At 35.0% G+C, this 17,992-nt stretch carries 15 protein-coding genes; 8 read left to right on the forward strand and 7 right to left on the reverse strand.

All coding sequences use genetic code 11. The features are described 5' to 3' along the window. Nucleotides 1-29: 29 nt before the first annotated feature. The 3 genes from ACSV4D_RS01430 (at nt 30) to ACSV4D_RS01440 (ending at nt 3,058) form a co-directional block, all read left to right on the forward strand. Complete coding sequence (locus tag ACSV4D_RS01430; protein ID WP_439226856.1) at nt 30-860, forward strand: restriction endonuclease; 831 nt, start codon at nt 30-32, stop codon at nt 858-860. Between the two features lie 18 nt (nt 861-878). After that, nucleotides 879-2,234: an MBL fold metallo-hydrolase gene (locus ACSV4D_RS01435; protein ID WP_439226857.1), complete on the forward strand. Its 1,356-nt coding sequence runs from the start codon at nt 879-881 to the stop codon at nt 2,232-2,234. 140 nt (nt 2,235-2,374) lie between these two features. After that, nucleotides 2,375-3,058: a DedA family protein gene (locus tag ACSV4D_RS01440; protein WP_408081045.1), complete on the forward strand. Its 684-nt coding sequence runs from the start codon at nt 2,375-2,377 to the stop codon at nt 3,056-3,058. Nucleotides 3,059-3,146: 88 nt separating this feature from the next. Here ACSV4D_RS01440 and groL read toward each other — a convergent pair whose 3' ends face one another. The 7 genes from groL to miaB form a co-directional block, all read right to left on the reverse strand. Continuing rightward, nucleotides 3,147-4,778, reverse strand: a complete 1,632-nt coding sequence (gene groL / locus ACSV4D_RS01445; protein ID WP_439226858.1) for a chaperonin GroEL — start codon at nt 4,776-4,778, stop codon at nt 3,147-3,149. 121 nt (nt 4,779-4,899) lie between these two features. Next, nucleotides 4,900-5,175: a co-chaperone GroES gene (locus ACSV4D_RS01450; RefSeq protein WP_073241214.1), complete on the reverse strand. Its 276-nt coding sequence runs from the start codon at nt 5,173-5,175 to the stop codon at nt 4,900-4,902. Between the two features lie 141 nt (nt 5,176-5,316). Beyond that, a complete protein-coding gene (gene secG / locus ACSV4D_RS01455) occupies nt 5,317-5,652 on the reverse strand; it encodes a preprotein translocase subunit SecG (protein WP_408081047.1) in 336 nt (111 codons plus the stop codon). Nucleotides 5,653-5,655: 3 nt separating this feature from the next. After that, the gene (locus ACSV4D_RS01460; RefSeq protein WP_408081048.1) at nt 5,656-6,477 is read right to left on the reverse strand and encodes a tetratricopeptide repeat protein; all 822 of its coding nucleotides are present in this window, start codon (nt 6,475-6,477) and stop codon (nt 5,656-5,658) included. 68 nt (nt 6,478-6,545) lie between these two features. Beyond that, entirely contained in the window at nt 6,546-7,049 is a 504-nt protein-coding gene (locus ACSV4D_RS01465) for an LptE family protein (RefSeq protein WP_439226859.1), read from the reverse strand. An 86-nt stretch (nt 7,050-7,135) separates the two neighbouring features. After that, nucleotides 7,136-8,392, reverse strand: coding sequence for a sigma-54 interaction domain-containing protein (locus tag ACSV4D_RS01470; protein ID WP_408081050.1), 1,257 nt, complete (start codon nt 8,390-8,392; stop codon nt 7,136-7,138). A gap of 197 nt (nt 8,393-8,589) precedes the next feature. Next, nucleotides 8,590-10,035, reverse strand: coding sequence for a tRNA (N6-isopentenyl adenosine(37)-C2)-methylthiotransferase MiaB (miaB, locus tag ACSV4D_RS01475; protein ID WP_439226860.1), 1,446 nt, complete (start codon nt 10,033-10,035; stop codon nt 8,590-8,592). 273 nt (nt 10,036-10,308) lie between these two features. Between miaB and topA the strand changes: the two genes are divergently transcribed. The 5 genes from topA to gldM all read left to right on the forward strand — a co-directional run bounded on the left by topA (nt 10,309) and on the right by gldM (nt 17,970). Then, nucleotides 10,309-12,825 carry a type I DNA topoisomerase gene (gene topA, locus ACSV4D_RS01480; protein ID WP_408081052.1) on the forward strand — a complete coding sequence of 839 codons (2,517 nt, stop codon included), beginning with the start codon at nt 10,309-10,311 and terminating at the stop codon, nt 12,823-12,825. A 54-nt stretch (nt 12,826-12,879) separates the two neighbouring features. Continuing rightward, a complete protein-coding gene (locus ACSV4D_RS01485) occupies nt 12,880-14,028 on the forward strand; it encodes a formimidoylglutamase (protein ID WP_439226961.1) in 1,149 nt (382 codons plus the stop codon). A gap of 225 nt (nt 14,029-14,253) precedes the next feature. Continuing rightward, the gene (gldK, locus tag ACSV4D_RS01490) at nt 14,254-15,663 is read left to right on the forward strand and encodes a gliding motility lipoprotein GldK (RefSeq protein WP_439226861.1); all 1,410 of its coding nucleotides are present in this window, start codon (nt 14,254-14,256) and stop codon (nt 15,661-15,663) included. Nucleotides 15,664-15,727: 64 nt separating this feature from the next. Next, nucleotides 15,728-16,378, forward strand: coding sequence for a gliding motility protein GldL (gldL, locus tag ACSV4D_RS01495; RefSeq protein WP_408081054.1), 651 nt, complete (start codon nt 15,728-15,730; stop codon nt 16,376-16,378). 56 nt (nt 16,379-16,434) lie between these two features. Next, entirely contained in the window at nt 16,435-17,970 is a 1,536-nt protein-coding gene (gene gldM / locus ACSV4D_RS01500) for a gliding motility protein GldM (protein ID WP_408081055.1), read from the forward strand. Nucleotides 17,971-17,992: the final 22 nt, after the last annotated feature.

Raw genomic sequence — 17,992 nt, forward strand, 5'->3', positions numbered from 1 at the left:
TAAGTTGTTACAGTAAATAATTAGTAATTATGAAAGTAGTCAAACATTCCGGTGCTGTTGTTGATTTTAATCCTGATAAACTTAGACAATCTTTATTAAGGTCAGGAGCAGACACATTTACAGCAGATTTTATTTTAAAAGAAATCATTAAAGATGTTTATGAGGGAATTTCAACTAAAAGTATTTATAAAAAGGCGTTTGCTTTATTAAAAAATCATACTAATTCTCACGCGGCACGATACAATCTTCGGGCAGCAATCCAAATGTTAGGTCCGGAAGGATTCTTTTTCGAAAAATACATAGCCCGTATTTTTGAATCCCAAAAATACCAGACGCAGACCAATGTTATTCTACAGGGCAATTGTGTGCTCCATGAAATAGATGTTTTGATTAAAAAAAACAATGTAATTGCTATGGTGGAATGTAAATTTCACGGAGGTAAACAAGGGGTTTCAGATGTGAAAATTCCGTTATATGTGTTTTCCCGGTTTAATGATTTACGGTTCAATAATTACACGCTTTTTTCGAATAAAGAGAAAATTTCTGAGTGCTGGATAGTTACTAATACCCGTTTTACTGCTGATGCTATAGCTTTTGCAGAATGTTCCGGAATTCATTTACTAAGTTGGGATTATCCCGAAAAAAGGAATTTGAAATTGATGAATAATAACGATTGTTTGTATCCCGTAACCTGCCTGACCACTTTAACTAAGGCTGAAAAAGAAAAATTACTGCTGCTGGATGTTATTTTGGTAAAAGAATTGGTTGCTAACAGAATTGATTTAAAAGAAATAGGGATAAGCAATTTCAGAATCAAAAATGTGTTGAAAGAAGTAGCAGAACTCTGTAAATGCGGTTAAACTTTAAAAGATAATATCATGAAAATTAAATTTATAGGAGCAGCCGGAACAGTTACAGGATCAAAAACTTTAATAGAAACTAACGGAATCCGTATTTTAATTGATTGCGGACTGTTTCAGGGATTAAAGTCTTTGCGGGAACTCAATTGGGAACCTTTGCCCGTTTTGGCAGATACAATTGATTATGTTTTACTGACTCATGGGCATTTAGATCATTGTGGCTGGCTGCCAAGATTAGTAAGTCAGGGTTTTCAGGGAAAAATTTACTGTACCGGACCTACAATGGAAATTACAAAGTTAATATTAGTTGACAGTGCTAAAATTCAGGAGGAAGATGCTAAAAAAGCCATTCAGGAAAACAGTTCAAAACATGAAATAGTGAAGCCATTATATACTGTAGAAGAAGCCAAGAAAGTATTTCCGCTTTTTAATGTTGTAGCTCCTAACGTAAAAGTAAGTGTTGAGCCGGAAATTGAAGCTGTATTTACTACGGCAGGACATATTATAGGTGCCTGTAGTATAAGTCTTGAACTGGAAGGTAAAACTTTAGTTTTTTCGGGAGATTTAGGGAGAGATAATGATGTTTTATTGTATCCGCCGGTGAAACCTCAAAATGCTGATCTGGTTTTTTTAGAAAGTACTTATGGAGATCGTTTGCATGCTGATAATGATCCAAAAACGGAATTAGAAAATAATATCAATGAAACTTTTAAAAAAGGAGGAACGGTTATCATTCCAAGTTTTGCTGTAGAACGGGCTCAGAGTATCATGTTTTTATTGTGGGAATTGAAAAAAGAAGGACGAATTCCTAATATTCCTTATATTCTTGATTCTCCAATGGGAATAGGAGCTTTTGAAGTTTTTTTTAATAATACTCAGTGGCATAAATTAAGTTTAGCCGATTGTCAGGCAATGAGTAAAATGTTTATTATTAATGCAGATTATGAAGAAACACTGGCTGCTATTAATAATAAAGGAGCCAAAGTGGTCATTGCTGCAAGCGGAATGATTACCGGAGGTCGTGTTTTGAGTTATTTAGAAAATTACATAGGGGTTTCTGAAACTACAATTATTATAGTAGGCTATCAGGCAGAGGGGACAAGAGGACGGAAATTAATTGAAGGAGCTAAGTCAATTAAGATATTTGGTAATTATTATAAAGTAAGAGCCAAAATAATAGAAATAAATGGTCTTTCGGCTCACGGGGATCAGGCTGATTTGTTGAATTGGCTTTCAGAACTGAAGAACAAGCCTCATAAAATATTTCTAGTTCATGGAGAGCATGCTGCAGCTGATGAATTACGAATAAAAATAAGAGAAAACTATGGTATAAATTGTTCTGTTCCACTGATGGGACAGGAGTTTTATTTTTGATGTTTATTAAACAGATGCATTTAGTAAATAAGAATTCATTTTTTATCGTTAATAAAACTTTAAAACAAATGAATAAATTGTGGTTAAACTAATTTATTCTTACTTTCACGCTCGAAATATTTTTGACTAAATCCTGACGAATGAATAGCTTTGATTGGAAAAACCTGATAGACCCGCTTTTTTATATTCATTTTGATATAAATGGAATTAAACTAGGCGTTTTTATTGTATTGTTTATTGTTTTTGCTGAAACAGGATTGTTTGCAGGTTTCTTTTTGCCAGGAGATAGTCTTCTTTTTCTTGCGGGAATTTATAACAGAGAATTGATTGAAAATATCCTGTTTATTGAGAGTGATTTTATCAATGTCACCTTACTCTCGGTTATGGTAGCTTTTGCGGGTATTTTAGGCAATATTGTGGGCTATTGGTTCGGAGCTAAAAGCGGTTATTATTTGTATAATAAAGAGGATACTTTCTGGTTTAAGAAAAAATATCTGGTTCAGTCTAAAGCTTTCTTTGAAAGACACGGAGGAAGAGCTATTATTTTTGCCCGTTTTTTGCCTATTTTCAGAACTTTTGCTCCCATTGTAGCCGGTATTGTAATGATGGAGAAAAAAAAGTTTATGTTTTATAATGTAATAAGTTCCTTTTTATGGTCTTTTATATTAATATTTGCAGGACATTATTTGTATGGTTTTTTATTGAATAACTATCAAATAGATTTAAAAAATCATATTGAACTTATTATCATCGGATTGGTTATTGTGACTTTGTTGCCTGTAATATTAAAATTAGCTAAAAAATCAACAGAAACGAAAGAGTAAAAAAAAAAAGTTACTGATTCTGAAAAATAAAAAAAACCGTTCCGATAAGAATCAGAACGGTTTTTTTATATCTGTGAGAATTTAGGAATTACATCATTCCCGGCATTCCACCGCCCATTGGCATTCCGCCACCAGCGTTTTCTTCTTTAATGTCGATTAAAGCACACTCGGTAGTTAAAATCATTCCTGAAACTGATGCCGCATTTTCTAATGCCACACGAGTCACTTTCTTAGGATCGATGATTCCTGCTTTTAGCATATCCACATATTCATTTGTTTTAGCATTGTATCCAAAATCACCGCTTCCTTCGCCAACTTTTGCAACTACAACAGAACCTTCAAGACCGGCATTTTCAACAATGGTTCTTAATGGTGCTTCAACAGCACGGGAAACAATCTGGATTCCGGTAGCCTCATCAGCATTTTCAGCTTTTAGATTTGCTAAAGTTTTTTTTGCTCTTAATAATGCTACACCACCACCGGCTACAATACCTTCTTCTACAGCTGCTCGGGTTGCATGAAGTGCATCGTCTACACGGTCTTTTTTCTCTTTCATTTCTACTTCAGAAGCAGCTCCTACATACAGTACTGCAACACCTCCGGCTAATTTAGCTAAACGCTCCTGCAATTTTTCTTTATCGTAATCAGAAGTCGTTACTTCCATCTGACCTTTAATCTGGTTCACACGGTTTTTAATCATTTCAGCTTCACCTGCACCGCTTACAATTGTAGTGTTGTCTTTATCGATAGCAACTCTTTTTGCAGTTCCTAACATTTCGATAGTTGTGTTTTCAAGAGTATAACCTCTTTCTTCAGAGATTACAGTTCCACCAGTTAAGATAGCAATATCTTCCAGCATTGCTTTTCTTCTGTCTCCAAAACCTGGTGCTTTTACAGCAGCAATTTTTAAAGCGCCACGCAATTTATTTACAACAAGAGTTGAAAGCGCTTCTCCGTCAACATCTTCTGCAATAATTAATAATGGTTTTCCGGATTGTGCAACCGGCTCAAGAACAGGCAATAATTCTTTTAAAGAAGACACTTTTTTGTCGTATAATAAAATGTATGGAGAATCTAGTTCTACTTCCATTTTCTCAGAATTGGTAACAAAATACGGAGAAAGGTATCCTCTGTCAAATTGCATTCCTTCTACAACATCAACAAAAGTATCAGTTCCTTTTGCTTCTTCAACAGTGATTACTCCTTCTTTACCTACTTTTGTGAAAGCAGTAGCAATTAATTCGCCAATGATTTCGTCATTATTTGCAGAGATAGAAGCAATTTGTTTGATTTTATCTGAATCACTTCCAACAACCTGAGATTGTTTAGCAAGGTCAGCAACGATAGTTTCGACTGCTTTGTCAATTCCTCTTTTTAAATCCATTGGGTTAGCTCCGGCAGCAACGTTTTTTAAACCTTCTTTTACAATAGCCTGTGCTAAAACAGTGGCAGTTGTAGTTCCGTCTCCTGCTAAATCATTAGTTTTAGAAGCTACTTCTTTAACCATTTGAGCTCCCATATTTTCTAATGGGTCTTTTAATTCAATTTCTTTTGCAACAGAAACACCATCTTTAGTAACTGTTGGTCCTCCAAAAGTTTTTCCAATGATTACATTACGTCCTTTTGGTCCTAAAGTTACTTTTACTGCATTTGCTAATGCATCCACACCACGTTTTAATCCGTCACGTGCTTCGATATCAAATTTTATGTCTTTTGCCATTTCGTTAATTTTTTCCTCACCCCAGCCCTCTCCAAAGGAGAGGGAGCCGAGGTGGTTTTTGTTTGTAAATACTTTTATTTATTCAAATCTCCTCCCCTTTGGGGAGGTTGGGTGGGGGGTTTTAAATTATTGCAAGAATATCGTCTTCTCGCATGATTAAATAGTCCGTACCTTCTAGTTTTAATTCGGTACCGGCATATTTTCCATACAATACGGTATCTCCAATTTTTACTGTCATTGTGTGGTCTTTTGTTCCGTTTCCTACAGCAACAACAGTTCCTTTTTGAGGTTTTTCCTTTGCAGTGTCAGGGATGAAAATTCCTGAAGCAGTCTTCGTCTCGGCTGCAACTGGTTCGATAAGAACTCTGTCTGAAAGTGGTTTAATGTTTAATGCCATGTTTTTATATTTTAAATTATAATTTTTATTGATGCTGTTCTATTTTCAGAAATTGTGCCATTCCATTTTGACTGCCATTTTTTCTTAAAGAAAATGCCAGCTTTGACAGGCTGGCATTTTTTAATCTATATTAGAGACTAATTATTTTGCAGGAGCTGCAGGAACTACTGGAGTAGCAGGAGCAGGCTGTGTAACAGGAGCAGCAGCTTCAGTAGTATCAATAATTTTAGAATCGGTGTCGCTTAATGAACCCGTGAAACTTAAGCTTGATAATAAAATCAAAGCAATCAAAACGATGGCTAAAGTCCAGGTACTTTTATCCAAAAAGTCAGTGGTTTTTTGTACACCACCTAACATTTGTGATCCGCCAATAGTAGAAGATAATCCTCCTCCTTTAGGGTTTTGAACCATAATTACTACAATCAGTAGGAAACAAACTATTGTTATTAAAACTAAAAAAATTGAAAATGTGCTCATTACTTAATTATTATTGTTTTGTTGTAAAATCTTAATATCCGATATGCGGTCTGCAAAGAAACTACTTTTTTCCGGATATTTCAAAATTAATATTTCATATGCCTGAATTGCTTTTTGATATTTTTTTTGTTCTAAATATACCTTGGCTAAAGTTTCTGTCATTAATGAGCTGGTGTCCTCTTTATTGATATCTATGTTTATTGACGGTGTTCCGTGTTTTACTGCTGAAATCTTTGGATTACTTTCGATAAATTTATTAATAATAGACTCTTTTTTCTTTCTGAGCGCTTCTTCTTCTGAGTTAAATTGTGTGCTTTTTTCGGTTTCAGTTGCTCTGACTATAGGCTGTATTCTGGAGAGTTGCAGCCATTCCTGAAAAGAATGTGTCTCATTTTTAGAAAACTCTAATGGTTTTCCTAATTCTAATTTTTCTTCAGTCGTATTTGCAGTTTTTTCAGCATTGTCGGGTTCAGCATTGTTTATAACAGATGCTGTTTTTTGATCAGCACTAATTTCGATGCTGTCAACCACATCTATAGATAATAACGCATTGTTTTTCTTTTCGAAGAAATCATTCTGAATAGCATTAAAATCATCCGAACTTATAAAATCAAATAATACGGCTCTGTCAGTAGTGTGAGCCGCCGTAACTTTTAATGCTGAATTATACTGGTAACTGTTTGCGTTATAAAGTCCTTTTAAACGCAGAGCTCTGGCACTTTGAAAATACGGAAACTCCTCCAGTACTTTTTCTAAAGCAAGTGTTTGCTTTTGCGTAATGGTATGAGGTTTATTGATTAAATAGGTATAATCGGTTACGTTCATAAGTTTTATTTGGTTATTTGGTTATTTGGTATCGAATATTCGAATCAACAAATAACCGAATCAACATTTTACCATTTAGCTAATGATTCATTAAAAATATCCTGGGTAATTCTTTCAAAAATTTCATCTAATGCTGTCGTTAAAACTGCGCCTTGTAACTGAGAGGTAGCCGGATAATCGTAATAAAATTCAAAAGTTTTTTCGAAATCGTCAGACTCTTTATTTCTGTTGGTAAACCGTACATTTACTCTGATTTTTAAACGGTTTTGGGCTGCTTGCTGATCAGCAGTGGCAGTCATTGGGCTAATTCGGTAATCTACTATTTCTCCTTCATAAATTAAATCGGCACCATTTTGTACCAGATTAAGATTAGTTTGGTTTTGTAGAAGATCCTGAAGTGTTAAGGTAAAAGTTCTGTCAATCCCAGGTTCCACTAAGTCTGCGTTATTTTGAAAGAAATTAACCTGAAAAGTTTTTGCATCAATTTTTCCGGTTCCGGTAAAGTTGTAAATACCACAACTGCTCAACATAAAGAGACTAATCAAAGCAAAAAAAGAAATTGTTTTTTTCATATTATTTATTGGTAAAATCCCAATGTCTAAATTCCAATTGGGTTCAAATATAATAATTGGAATTTGGAATCTGAGTTTTTATTTTTTTATAAATCGAATTGTTTAATTTTTCTATACAGTGTACGTTCAGAAATTCCTAATTCATCGGCCGCAGCTTTTCTTTTTCCTTTGTTTTTTTCTAATGATTTTTTAATCATTTCGATTTCCTTTTGCTCTAAGCGTAATACTTCTTCTTCTTCAATGGTCTCTGCAAAGAGGTAATTGTCTTCAGTATTATTATAATTTTCATTGTGATTTGGAGTCATCACAGCGGTTACCGGTTGCTCTTCAAATTCTATTTCGCTGTCTTCATTTTTAGAGCCATATATTTTCTGAATTAAATTCGGATTGATGTCCTGAGTTTTGGCAGCGCCACTTTTCATCAGTTCCAGAGTCAGTTTTTTGAGGTCATTCAAATCGCTTTTCATGTCAAAAAGCACTTTGTATAAAATATCTCTTTCGGTACTAAAATCGCTTTCGCTTTTATTGCTTTTAATTACCGATGGAAGATTGCTGCCTTCTGTAGGCGGTAAATAGGATTGTAAAGTGGCACCCGAAATATCGCGATTGGTTTCTAAAACCGAAATTTGTTCGGCAACGTTTCTTAGCTGACGAATGTTTCCGCTCCAACGGTATTTTTGCAATAATTGTACTGCATTGTCATCGAGTTTTAATGGTGGCATTTTGTATTTATGAGCAAAATCGGCAGCAAATTTCCGAAACAATAAATGGATGTCGTCTTTTCGGTCTCTTAAAGGAGGTAATGTAATGTCTACTGTACTTAAGCGATAATACAAATCTTCCCGAAACTTTCCTTTTTCGATTGCACTAAATAAGTTGACATTGGTAGCAGCTACAATTCGAACATCGGTTTTTTGCACTTGTGAAGAACCTACTTTTAAGAATTCTCCGTTTTCAAGGATTCTTAATAAACGTACTTGAGTTGTTAAAGGTAATTCACCTACTTCGTCCAGAAAAATTGTTCCGCCATTAGCTACTTCAAAATAACCTTCACGTGTACTGGTTGCACCTGTGAAAGCTCCTTTTTCGTGTCCAAAAAGTTCACTGTCAATAGTTCCTTCAGGAATAGCACCACAGTTTACAGCAATGTATTTTCCGTGTTTTCTATGAGAAAGTGAATGGATGATTCTGGGAATGTTTTCTTTCCCCACACCACTTTCTCCGGTAACCAGTACCGAAATGTCTGTTGGAGCTACCTGAATGGCTTTTTCTATCGCACGATTAAGCTTTGGGTCATTCCCAATAATCTCAAATCGTTGTTTTATGTTTTGAACTGTTTCCATTTTTTTGTAGCGAGGTTTTTGTTAAACGTAGATTCGCAGATTATTCTTTATTACTAGTCAAAGTATCTTTGACGGTATTTGTTTTTTCTACTTTCTGTTTAGGAAAGTACGTTCTAATAATATAGAAAGTAGCTCCAAATCCAATGATGAAAGTGAGTATAACGATGAGTATTTGTTTTTTTGTCATTTTTCTAAACTTAATTCATTTCGCTCAAACCAACAGCTTCTCCTTTTAAAGTTCCGCTGGTGCAGGAATTAATTTTTACATTGACGAAATCACCTATTTTATAATTCTCTTTTGGGAAAACCACCGTGATACTTTGTGAATTTCTACCTGAGAATTCTTCCTTAGATTTTTTAGAAACTTTTTCAATTAATACTTCCACGGTTTTTCCAATGAATTCTTCCGATCGATACCAGGCGTGTTTTTGTTGCAAATCGACAATTTCCTGTAATCGCCTTGCTTTAGTTTCTTCAGGAACATCGTCTTGCATTTTTCTTCCTGCCAAAGTTCCCGGACGTTCTGAATAGGAATACATGTATCCAAAATTATATTTTACATACTCCATTAAACTCATAGTATCCTGATGATCTTCTTCAGTTTCGGTTGGGAAACCCGCAATCATGTCCTGTGAAATGGCTGCTTCTGGAATAATGGTTTTTATTTTATCAATCAAAGTCATGTATTCTTCGCGAGTGTGCAAACGGTTCATTTCCTTTAGAATTCTGTTACTTCCTGATTGTACCGGCAGGTGAATGTGTTTGCAAATGTTTGAATATTTAGCAATAATGTGCAGCACACTTTCGTGCATATCCTGCGGATTAGAAGTCGAAAATCGAATACGCATTTTTGGGAAAGAAACCGCTACCATTTCTAATAATTGGTCAAAATTGACAGCAGTTGCTTTTTGCATTTCGCTGGCGTTTTCAAAATCTTTTTTCAGTCCGCCACCATACCATAAATAGCTGTCTACATTTTGTCCTAAAAGCGTGATTTCTTTAAAACCTTTATCCCATAAATCTTGTATTTCAGTCATGATGCTTTGAGGCTCACGGCTGCGTTCACGTCCGCGGGTAAAAGGAACTACACAAAACGTACACATATTGTCGCAGCCACGGGTGATAGAAACTAAAGCAGTAATTCCGTTACTCATTAATCGTACAGGAGAAATATCACCATAAGTTTCTTCTTTAGATAAAATGACATTGATGGCATCACGACCTTCTTCGACCTCGCTTAACAGATTGGGTAAATCCTTATAAGCATCCGGACCAACAACTAAATCGACAATCTTTTCTTCTTCCAGAAATTGACTTTTCAAACGTTCGGCCATACAGCCTAAAACGCCGACTTTCATTTTTGAATTAATGCGTTTAACCGCATTGTATTTTTCTAAACGCTTACGGATAGTTTGTTCTGCTTTATCACGAATTGAGCAGGTGTTTACCAAAACCAGATCGGCTTCTTCCAGAACTGTTGTGGTATTGTATCCGTTACCGGATAATATAGAAGCAACTATTTCACTGTCCGAAAAATTCATCGCACAACCGTAACTTTCAATATATAATTTTTTAGTATTCTCTGGTTTGTTTTCCAGTACAAGATTTTCACCTTGTTTGCTCTCTTCAATAATCTTTTCCATTGGAGTTGTTTCAAAGCACAAAGATAAGAGAAATCAAACGGATATGACAAGATGTCAGATGAAGAATTAACAAAATTTAAGGCTTTTGAATTCAAAAGGTTTTGTAGATATCTCAAAAATGAAAATCTAAAGTGAGGTTTTGAATTTTTGAATTTAAAATTAAATTGGAAAGGAATATATAATTTAGTGATAGTGACTAATTCTTTCAAAAAAAAAATCTAAAGCCGTTGTATTTAAAAAAAATAGATACTTTTGTTCCAGAAAAATATAGCAATGGCAAAGAATTTAGTAATAGTTGAGTCACCTGCAAAGGCAAAAACAATCGAGAAATTTTTAGGAAGTGATTACCAAGTAGAGTCAAGTTACGGGCACATTGCCGACTTGCCTTCGAAGGAAATTGGGGTAGATGTAGAACATGGATTTAAACCTAAATACGAAGTTTCTCCGGATAAAAAAGCTCTTGTTACTAAATTGAAATCTTTGTCCAAGAAAGCCGAAACGGTTTGGCTGGCTTCCGATGAGGACCGCGAGGGAGAGGCTATTTCATGGCACTTGGCGGAAGAATTAAAATTAGATAAAAACAAAACAAAACGTATTGTTTTTCATGAGATTACTAAGAATGCTATTTTAAAAGCAATTGATAATCCCCGTGAGATAGATTATAATTTAGTGAATGCGCAACAGGCACGCAGGGTGTTAGACCGTTTGGTGGGTTATGAATTGTCACCAGTACTTTGGAGAAAAATTAAAGGCGGACTTTCGGCTGGTCGTGTTCAATCGGTTTCTGTTCGTTTGATTGTAGAACGCGAGCGTGAAATTCAGGATTTTAATGCAGTAGCTTCCTATTCGGTTGTAGCAGAATTTACAAATGAAGCAGGGAAATCATTCAAAGCTAAGTTGCCTAAAAATTTCAACACCAAAAAAGAAGCCGAAGATTTTTTAAATAAAAATATCGGTTCTGCTTATAAAGTTTCAGATTTAGAAACGAAACCAACAAAAAAATCACCTACAGCACCATTTACCACTTCTACTTTACAACAGGAAGCAGCGCGTAAATTGTATTTGCCTGTTGGAATTACCATGCAATTAGCACAACGTTTGTATGAAGCGGGATTGATTACTTATATGAGAACCGATAGTGTAAACTTGTCTAAAGAAGCAATGGAAGCTGCCGAAGCTGAAATCATAAAATCTTACGGGAAGGAGTTTTCTAATCCCAGGACATTTGCTAATAAAAGCAAAGGAGCTCAGGAGGCTCACGAGGCTATTCGTCCTACTGATATGTCACGTCACACCGTGAATATTGATAGAGACCAGGCACGTTTGTATGATTTGATTTGGAAACGAACTTTAGCTTCGCAAATGAGTGATGCTAAATTAGAACGTACCAATGTGAAAATTGAAGCTAATAATCATTCGGAAATATTTACTGCTTCCGGAGAAGTATTGCTTTTTGAAGGTTTCCTGAAAGTATATTTAGAAGGTCATGATGACGATGAAGAAGAACAGGAAGGAATGTTGCCTGCAATGAAAGTGAATGAGAGATTAGAAAATAATTTTATTACCGCTACGGAGCGATATTCCCGTCCGCCAGCTCGTTATACTGAAGCTTCTTTAGTGAAAAAATTAGAAGAATTAGGTATTGGTCGTCCATCCACTTATGCGCCAACAATTTCTACTATTATTAATAGAAATTACGTGGAGAAAGGAACTTTGGAAGGAAGTGAGCGTAATTATACTCAATTAACTTTACAATCTGGTAAATTAGCAGAAAAGCTGCTGAAAGAAAACACAGGTTCAGATAAAGGAAAACTAGTTCCTACTGATATTGGAACTATTGTGACTGATTTTCTAGTGAAAAATTTCGGAAATATTTTAGATTATAATTTTACGGCTAAAGTAGAACAGGATTTTGATGAAATTGCCGAAGGAAATATTGAATGGGCAACCATGATGCAGGAGTTCTATGATCAATTTCATCCAACGGTAAAAGATGTTGAAGCTAATGCGGACAGAGAAAGTGGAGAGCGAATTTTAGGAAAGGATCCGGCAACAGGAAAACCGGTATCAGTTCGTTTGGGGAAATTTGGTCCAATGGCTCAAATTGGTGATGCAGAAGATGAAGATAAGAAGTTTGCCAGCTTAATGAAAGAGCAAAATATTGGAAATATCACTTTAGAGGAAGCTTTGAATTTATTTTTGTTACCAAAAGCTTTAGGGACTTATAAAGAGGAAGAAGTAGAGGTAAATAATGGCCGTTTTGGTCCTTATGTACGTCATGGTAGTGTTTTTATTTCTTTGCCAAAAGGAGAAGATCCACTAGCGGTTACTAAAGAGAGAGCACAGGAATTAATTGATGAGAAAATAAAAGCCGATGCTCCAATTGCTACTTATAAAGGTGAAGGAGTGCAAAAAGGAACAGGGCGTTTTGGACCGTTTATCAAATGGGGTGGTATGTTTATCAATGTGAGTAAGAAATACGATTTTGATAATTTATCACAAGCTGATATTGAGGCTTTGATAGAAGATAAAATTCAGAAAAATATTGATAAGGTTATTCATAATTGGGAAGAAGAAGGAATTGTAGTTGAAAAAGCAAGATGGGGACGTTCAGTAATTCTGAAAGGAAAAATCAAGATTGAACTGAGTAAAGATGTTGATGCTTCAAAAATGACTTTGGAAGAAGTACAGGCTTTGATTGCTGAAAAAACTCCTGCTAAAAAGACGCCGGCTAAGAAAACAACGGCTAAAAAACCTGCAGCTAAAAAAACGACAACTAAAAAGAAATAACCTTAGCTTTCCTGTTATTCTTAGGAAGTAAAAAGTTAAGCATAAATTATTATGATGGGATTTGATTTTCTGGAGCCAATAAATGATAATATACTTCGATGGATACAATCGTTAAGTTCTCAACAACTGGGCAGTAAAGTGGTTTTTCATACTAAAGATGAATTTCCGGATTTAGATACCGTAAAAATAGCTTTAATAGCTGTTCCTGAAAACAGAGGTGGTAATGCTGAGAATTTTGTTGATTCATCAGTTTTCAGAAAGGAATTTTATAGTATGTTTCCGGGTAACTGGCATGCCGGTATTGCTGATTTGGGTGATATTTTACCGGGAAATTCTAAAGAAGATACTTATTTTGCTTTACGAAAAGTAGCTTCTGATCTGATTAAAAGAAAAATCATACCTGTTATTATTGGAGGTAGTCAGGATTTGACATACAGTATGTATCGTGCTTATGATGAACTGGAACAAATGGTAAATTTAGTCGCTATTGACAGTAAATTTGATTTTGGCAAAGAAGAGGAACTCATGTCTGCTAATTCCTATTTGTCTCAAATGATTATTGATGAGCCTAATAACCTGTTTAATTTTTGTAATATTGGTTATCAGACCTACTATAACTCTCAGGAGGAAATTGATTTAATTGAAAAATTATTTTTTGATGCCTATCGTTTAGGGGAAGTTTCAAATAATATTGCAATTGCAGAACCTGTTTTCAGAGATGCCGATATTGTTAGTTTGGATTTGAATGCCGTAAAATCATCAGATTCAGGAAATTTTACCTCTTTTGCTCCTAATGGATTTAACGGAAAAGAAATATGTGCCTTAGCAAGATATGCAGGAATCAGTGATAAGGTTTCTGTATTTGGGGTATTTAATCACCACAATTCACCTCAGGAATCTGTTTTAATTACACAAATTATCTGGTATTTTATTGAAGGATTTCATTATCGTTCTCATGAGTATCCTTTTGGGAGCAGAGAAAATTATATAAAATACAGCGTGCCTATTGAAGAGGAGACTTTAGTGTTTTACAAAAGCGATAAAACCGACCGTTGGTGGATAGAAATTCCTTTTGTTACTGATGGTAATAATAAATTAAAACGAAATACGTTATTACCTTGTTCCTATGAAGAATATTTAGGAGCCTGTAATCAGGAATTGCCGGAAAGATGGTGGAAGGCGCAGAGAAAAAATGTGCTTTAAAAAGGTTTTTTCTGTGTTTTTTGCAATTAAAAAGATACGTTTCGTCGGACAAATGTGTTTTTAATCGTATTTTTTTGCGTTTTGTCGATAAAATATTTTTTTTATAATTTATTTAACTTTACTTTTGGTTAAGGATTTAATTAAAGAAAAAAAATATTGTTTTATTAATAAATAATAAATACGTTTACACACTTAAAAAATAAAGAATATATAACCCGAATTTATATGAAGAAGTTCATTGCGTTTATGGCAATTTTGTCACTTTTAGTAAGCTGTGGTAAATCTAGTGATAAAGGAGAATTAGTCGGTGTTAAAGGTGCAAAATGGCATCCGGAGAAACCTTACGGTATGGCTTTGGTTCCAGGTGGAGCCTATATCATGGGTAAATCTGATGAAGATATAGCAGGTGTACAGGATGCTCAGACAAAGACAGTTACTGTTCGTTCCTTTTATATGGATGAAACTGAAATTACAAATAGTGAATACCGTCAGTTTGTAGAATGGGTAAAGGATTCCACTATACGAATGAAATTAGCCATTTTAGCCGATGATACCGGGGCTAAACCTGGTGATGGTAAGGGAAAAAAAGCAGGAAGCATTGGAGACTTTGCATTTAATGATGCAGATCCGGAGAAGATGACAGCCTATGATAAATATATGTATGATAATTATTATAGTATAGGGACTGATGAAGATCCTTATGCCGGTAGAAGACTGAACAGAAATATCAAACTAATTAAGGATCCTAAGTTGTATCCTGATGAATATTACACTGAGGTTATGGATTCGATGTATATTCCAATTGAAGAATCTTATAACGGTTTACGTACTATTGATGTTGATAAATTGAAATTTCGTTATTCATGGATGGATATTCAGGCTGCAGCCAAAGCTAAGGTGGGTAAAAGAAAAGATTTTATCAGGACAGAAGAAGTAAAAGTATATCCGGATACTACGGTTTGGATTAAAGATTTTGCTTATTCCTACAATGAGCCTATGCATAATGATTATTTTTGGCATAAAGCTTATGGCGATTATCCTGTAGTAGGAGTAAAATGGACACAGGCTAAAGCTTTTTGTGCCTGGAGAACTCTAAATAAAAACACCTATATTAAATCTAAAAAGAGTGGTCGCGACCTGATTAATTCTTTTAGATTACCAACAGAGGCTGAATGGGAATATGCTGCAAGAGGTGGTCTGGAATCAGCTACTTATCCTTGGGGAGGTCCTTATACTAAAAATGACAGAGGTTGTTTCTTAGCTAACTTTAAGCCTAACAGAGGAGATTATGCAGCAGATCAGGCTTTATATACTGTTGAAGCTAAATCTTATGAGCCTAATGGTTATAATCTTTACAACATGGCAGGGAATGTGTCGGAATGGACGGATTCTTCTTATGACCCAAATGCATACGAATATGTTTCTACTATGAACCCAAATGTTTTGGATGCTTCAAATAAACGAAAAGTAGTCCGTGGTGGTTCGTGGAAAGATGTTGCTTATTTCCTTCAGGTAGGTACCAGAGATTTTGAATATGCTGATTCAGCCAGAAGTTTTATTGGCTTTAGAACAGTTCAGGATTATATGGGAGTTCAGACTACAGGAACTGGCAGCGGCGCAGGAAAAACAAGATAATTAGAATACCCCTTTAATTTATTAATAAATAACACCTACACTAACTAAAAAAAAACTTAAGATTATGGCATTATTAGGTAAAAAAGCAATGAATTTTGCTTACGGAATGGGAGCAGCAGTTGTAATTGTTGGAGCTCTTTTTAAAATTACACATTTCGAAATAGGACCATTAACAGGTACGTTAATGCTTTCTATCGGTTTATTAACTGAGGCATTTATTTTTGCACTTTCTGCTTTTGAACCTGTAGATGATGAATTGGATTGGACTTTAGTTTATCCTGAATTAGCGAATGGAACACCGAATGCCAATAAAAGACAAAAAACAGAATCTCCATCTGAAGCTCAGGGATTATTGTCTCAAAAATTAGATAATTTACTAAAAGATGCTAAAATCGATGGTGAATTAATGGCAAGTTTAGGAAATAGTATCAAAAATTTCGAATCGGCTGCTAAAGGTATTGCTCCTGCTGCTGACGGAATTGCTGCTACAAAAAAATACAGTGATGAATTGTCTATGGCTGCTGCACAAATGGAAGCTTTAAACAGTTTGTACAAAGTACAATTAGAAAGTGCATCCCGAAATGCCGAGGCTAATAAAGAAATTGCTGAAAATGCATCTAAATTAAAAGAACAAATGCAATCGATGACAGCTAACATTTCTTCATTGAATAATGTTTATGGAGGTATGCTTTCTGCAATGAATAATAAAGGATAATAATTAGTCAGAAAATAGATATTGAAAAAAATTACTACACCTAATTATTAGAAAATATGGCAGGAGGAAAACTAACCCCTAGACAGAAGATGATTAACCTGATGTATTTGGTTTTCATCGCTATGTTGGCAATGAATGTTTCAAAAGAAGTAATATCAGGTTTTGGATTAATGAACGAAAAATTTGAAAGTTCTAATCAAAACTCAAAACTGTCTAACGAACAAATGTTAGGCGCATTGGATGCTAAAGCAGCTGAAGCTAAAGGAGAATTTGCTGCAGCATCAGTAACAGCTCACAAAGTAAAAGCAATAACAGATAATTTTTATAATTACATTGCTTCTTTAAAAGAGCAGGCAACTAAAGGTTATGAAGTAGATCCTGAAACCGGAAAACTGCCTTATGAAGAAATGGATAAAGGCGATAATATCGCAGATTGGTTTACCGGAGAAGGTTATGATAAAAAAGGTAATGAGATTATAGCCGCCATCAATCAATATAAAGTAGATATGAAAGCAGCTTTAGCTGATAAAAAGTATGCTGCTATTGTGAATGAAATTGAAACAAAATTTGATGTTTCTGATGTTAAAAACAAAGAAGGTATTGCTATAAAATTTTTATCGTACCATTTTAAAGATTTTCCTGCCATTGCTACGGTTGCAAAATTATCAGCATGGCAAAATGATATCAATAAAGCAGAATCTGATGTGTATAGTGCAGCTTTAGGAAAAGCGGCAGTAGCGGCGGCTTCTTATAGCAATTATCAGGCTATTGTTGTTTTGGATAAGAATGCTTATTTTCAGGGAGAAGCGGTTACTGGAAAAGTAGTTTTAGGGCGTTATGACGAAAATACTAAGCCAACCTCTTTTTCAGGACCTGGTAAAATTGTTAATGGTCAGGCAGTTATTTCTTTGACAGCTGGTGGAGTTGGTGAGCAGACTATTGGAGGTCAATTTACTTTTGTGGAAGATGGAAAAACAGTTCCATTAAAATTCTCCGGAAAGTATGTGGTAGTTCCAAGGCCTAATTCAGCTACTATTTCTGCTGATAAAATGAATGTAGTATATAGAGGGGTTTCTAATCCAATCTCTATTTCGTTTGCAGGTATTTCAGATAAAGATGTGAATGCTTCAGCTCCGGGTTTGTCTAAAGTTGGAAACGGAAAATACGTGATGAATCCGCAAGGAGGAAACGAAGTGGTAATTAACGTTTCTGGTAAAATGTCAGACGGAAAAGTGGCTTCTGACAAAAAAGTATTCAGAATCAAAGGAATCCCTGGTCCAACAGGTACCATCAGAGGAGAAACAGGTGTGGTAAAAGGGCCTAAATCGAATCTTGAAATTGCTACTATTGGAGCTAAATTAGAAGATTTTGATTTTGATGTAAATCTGGATGTTGTTGGATTTAATTTAAAAATTACCGGTCAGCCTACAGTGGTTGTTCAGGGTAATAAATTAAATGCGCAATGCAAAGCAGTTCTGTCTAAAGCGGGAAGAGGCGATCAGGTTACTATTTCTGAAATAAAAACAAAACTGGTAGGTGCAGGTAATTATTTATTGCCAAGAACAGCTCCGGTTATTTTTGAAATTCAATAAACGTTTTACCAATAGCGGTACG

The organism is Flavobacterium sp. ARAG 55.4 (genome assembly GCF_051846875.1).
Lineage (GTDB): Bacteria > Bacteroidota > Bacteroidia > Flavobacteriales > Flavobacteriaceae > Flavobacterium > Flavobacterium plantiphilum.

What these genes read in the sequence shown, in the direction of transcription:
- gldK (WP_439226861.1), top strand. Translation starts at nt 14,254, where the DNA reads ATGAAGAAGTTCATTGCGTTTATGGCAATTTTGTCACTTTTAGTAAGC.
- ACSV4D_RS01440 (WP_408081045.1), top strand. Translation starts at nt 2,375, where the DNA reads ATGAATAGCTTTGATTGGAAAAACCTGATAGACCCGCTTTTTTATATT.
- ACSV4D_RS01430 (WP_439226856.1), top strand. Translation starts at nt 30, where the DNA reads ATGAAAGTAGTCAAACATTCCGGTGCTGTTGTTGATTTTAATCCTGAT.
- ACSV4D_RS01485 (WP_439226961.1), top strand. Translation starts at nt 12,880, where the DNA reads ATGGGATTTGATTTTCTGGAGCCAATAAATGATAATATACTTCGATGG.
- gldL (WP_408081054.1), top strand. Translation starts at nt 15,728, where the DNA reads ATGGCATTATTAGGTAAAAAAGCAATGAATTTTGCTTACGGAATGGGA.
- ACSV4D_RS01460 (WP_408081048.1), bottom strand. Translation starts at nt 6,477, where the DNA reads ATGAACGTAACCGATTATACCTATTTAATCAATAAACCTCATACCATT.
- miaB (WP_439226860.1), bottom strand. Translation starts at nt 10,035, where the DNA reads ATGGAAAAGATTATTGAAGAGAGCAAACAAGGTGAAAATCTTGTACTG.
- groL (WP_439226858.1), bottom strand. Translation starts at nt 4,778, where the DNA reads ATGGCAAAAGACATAAAATTTGATATCGAAGCACGTGACGGATTAAAA.
- topA (WP_408081052.1), top strand. Translation starts at nt 10,309, where the DNA reads ATGGCAAAGAATTTAGTAATAGTTGAGTCACCTGCAAAGGCAAAAACA.
- ACSV4D_RS01470 (WP_408081050.1), bottom strand. Translation starts at nt 8,392, where the DNA reads ATGGAAACAGTTCAAAACATAAAACAACGATTTGAGATTATTGGGAAT.
- ACSV4D_RS01450 (WP_073241214.1), bottom strand. Translation starts at nt 5,175, where the DNA reads ATGGCATTAAACATTAAACCACTTTCAGACAGAGTTCTTATCGAACCA.
- ACSV4D_RS01465 (WP_439226859.1), bottom strand. Translation starts at nt 7,049, where the DNA reads ATGAAAAAAACAATTTCTTTTTTTGCTTTGATTAGTCTCTTTATGTTG.
- ACSV4D_RS01435 (WP_439226857.1), top strand. Translation starts at nt 879, where the DNA reads ATGAAAATTAAATTTATAGGAGCAGCCGGAACAGTTACAGGATCAAAA.
- secG (WP_408081047.1), bottom strand. Translation starts at nt 5,652, where the DNA reads ATGAGCACATTTTCAATTTTTTTAGTTTTAATAACAATAGTTTGTTTC.
- gldM (WP_408081055.1), top strand. Translation starts at nt 16,435, where the DNA reads ATGGCAGGAGGAAAACTAACCCCTAGACAGAAGATGATTAACCTGATG.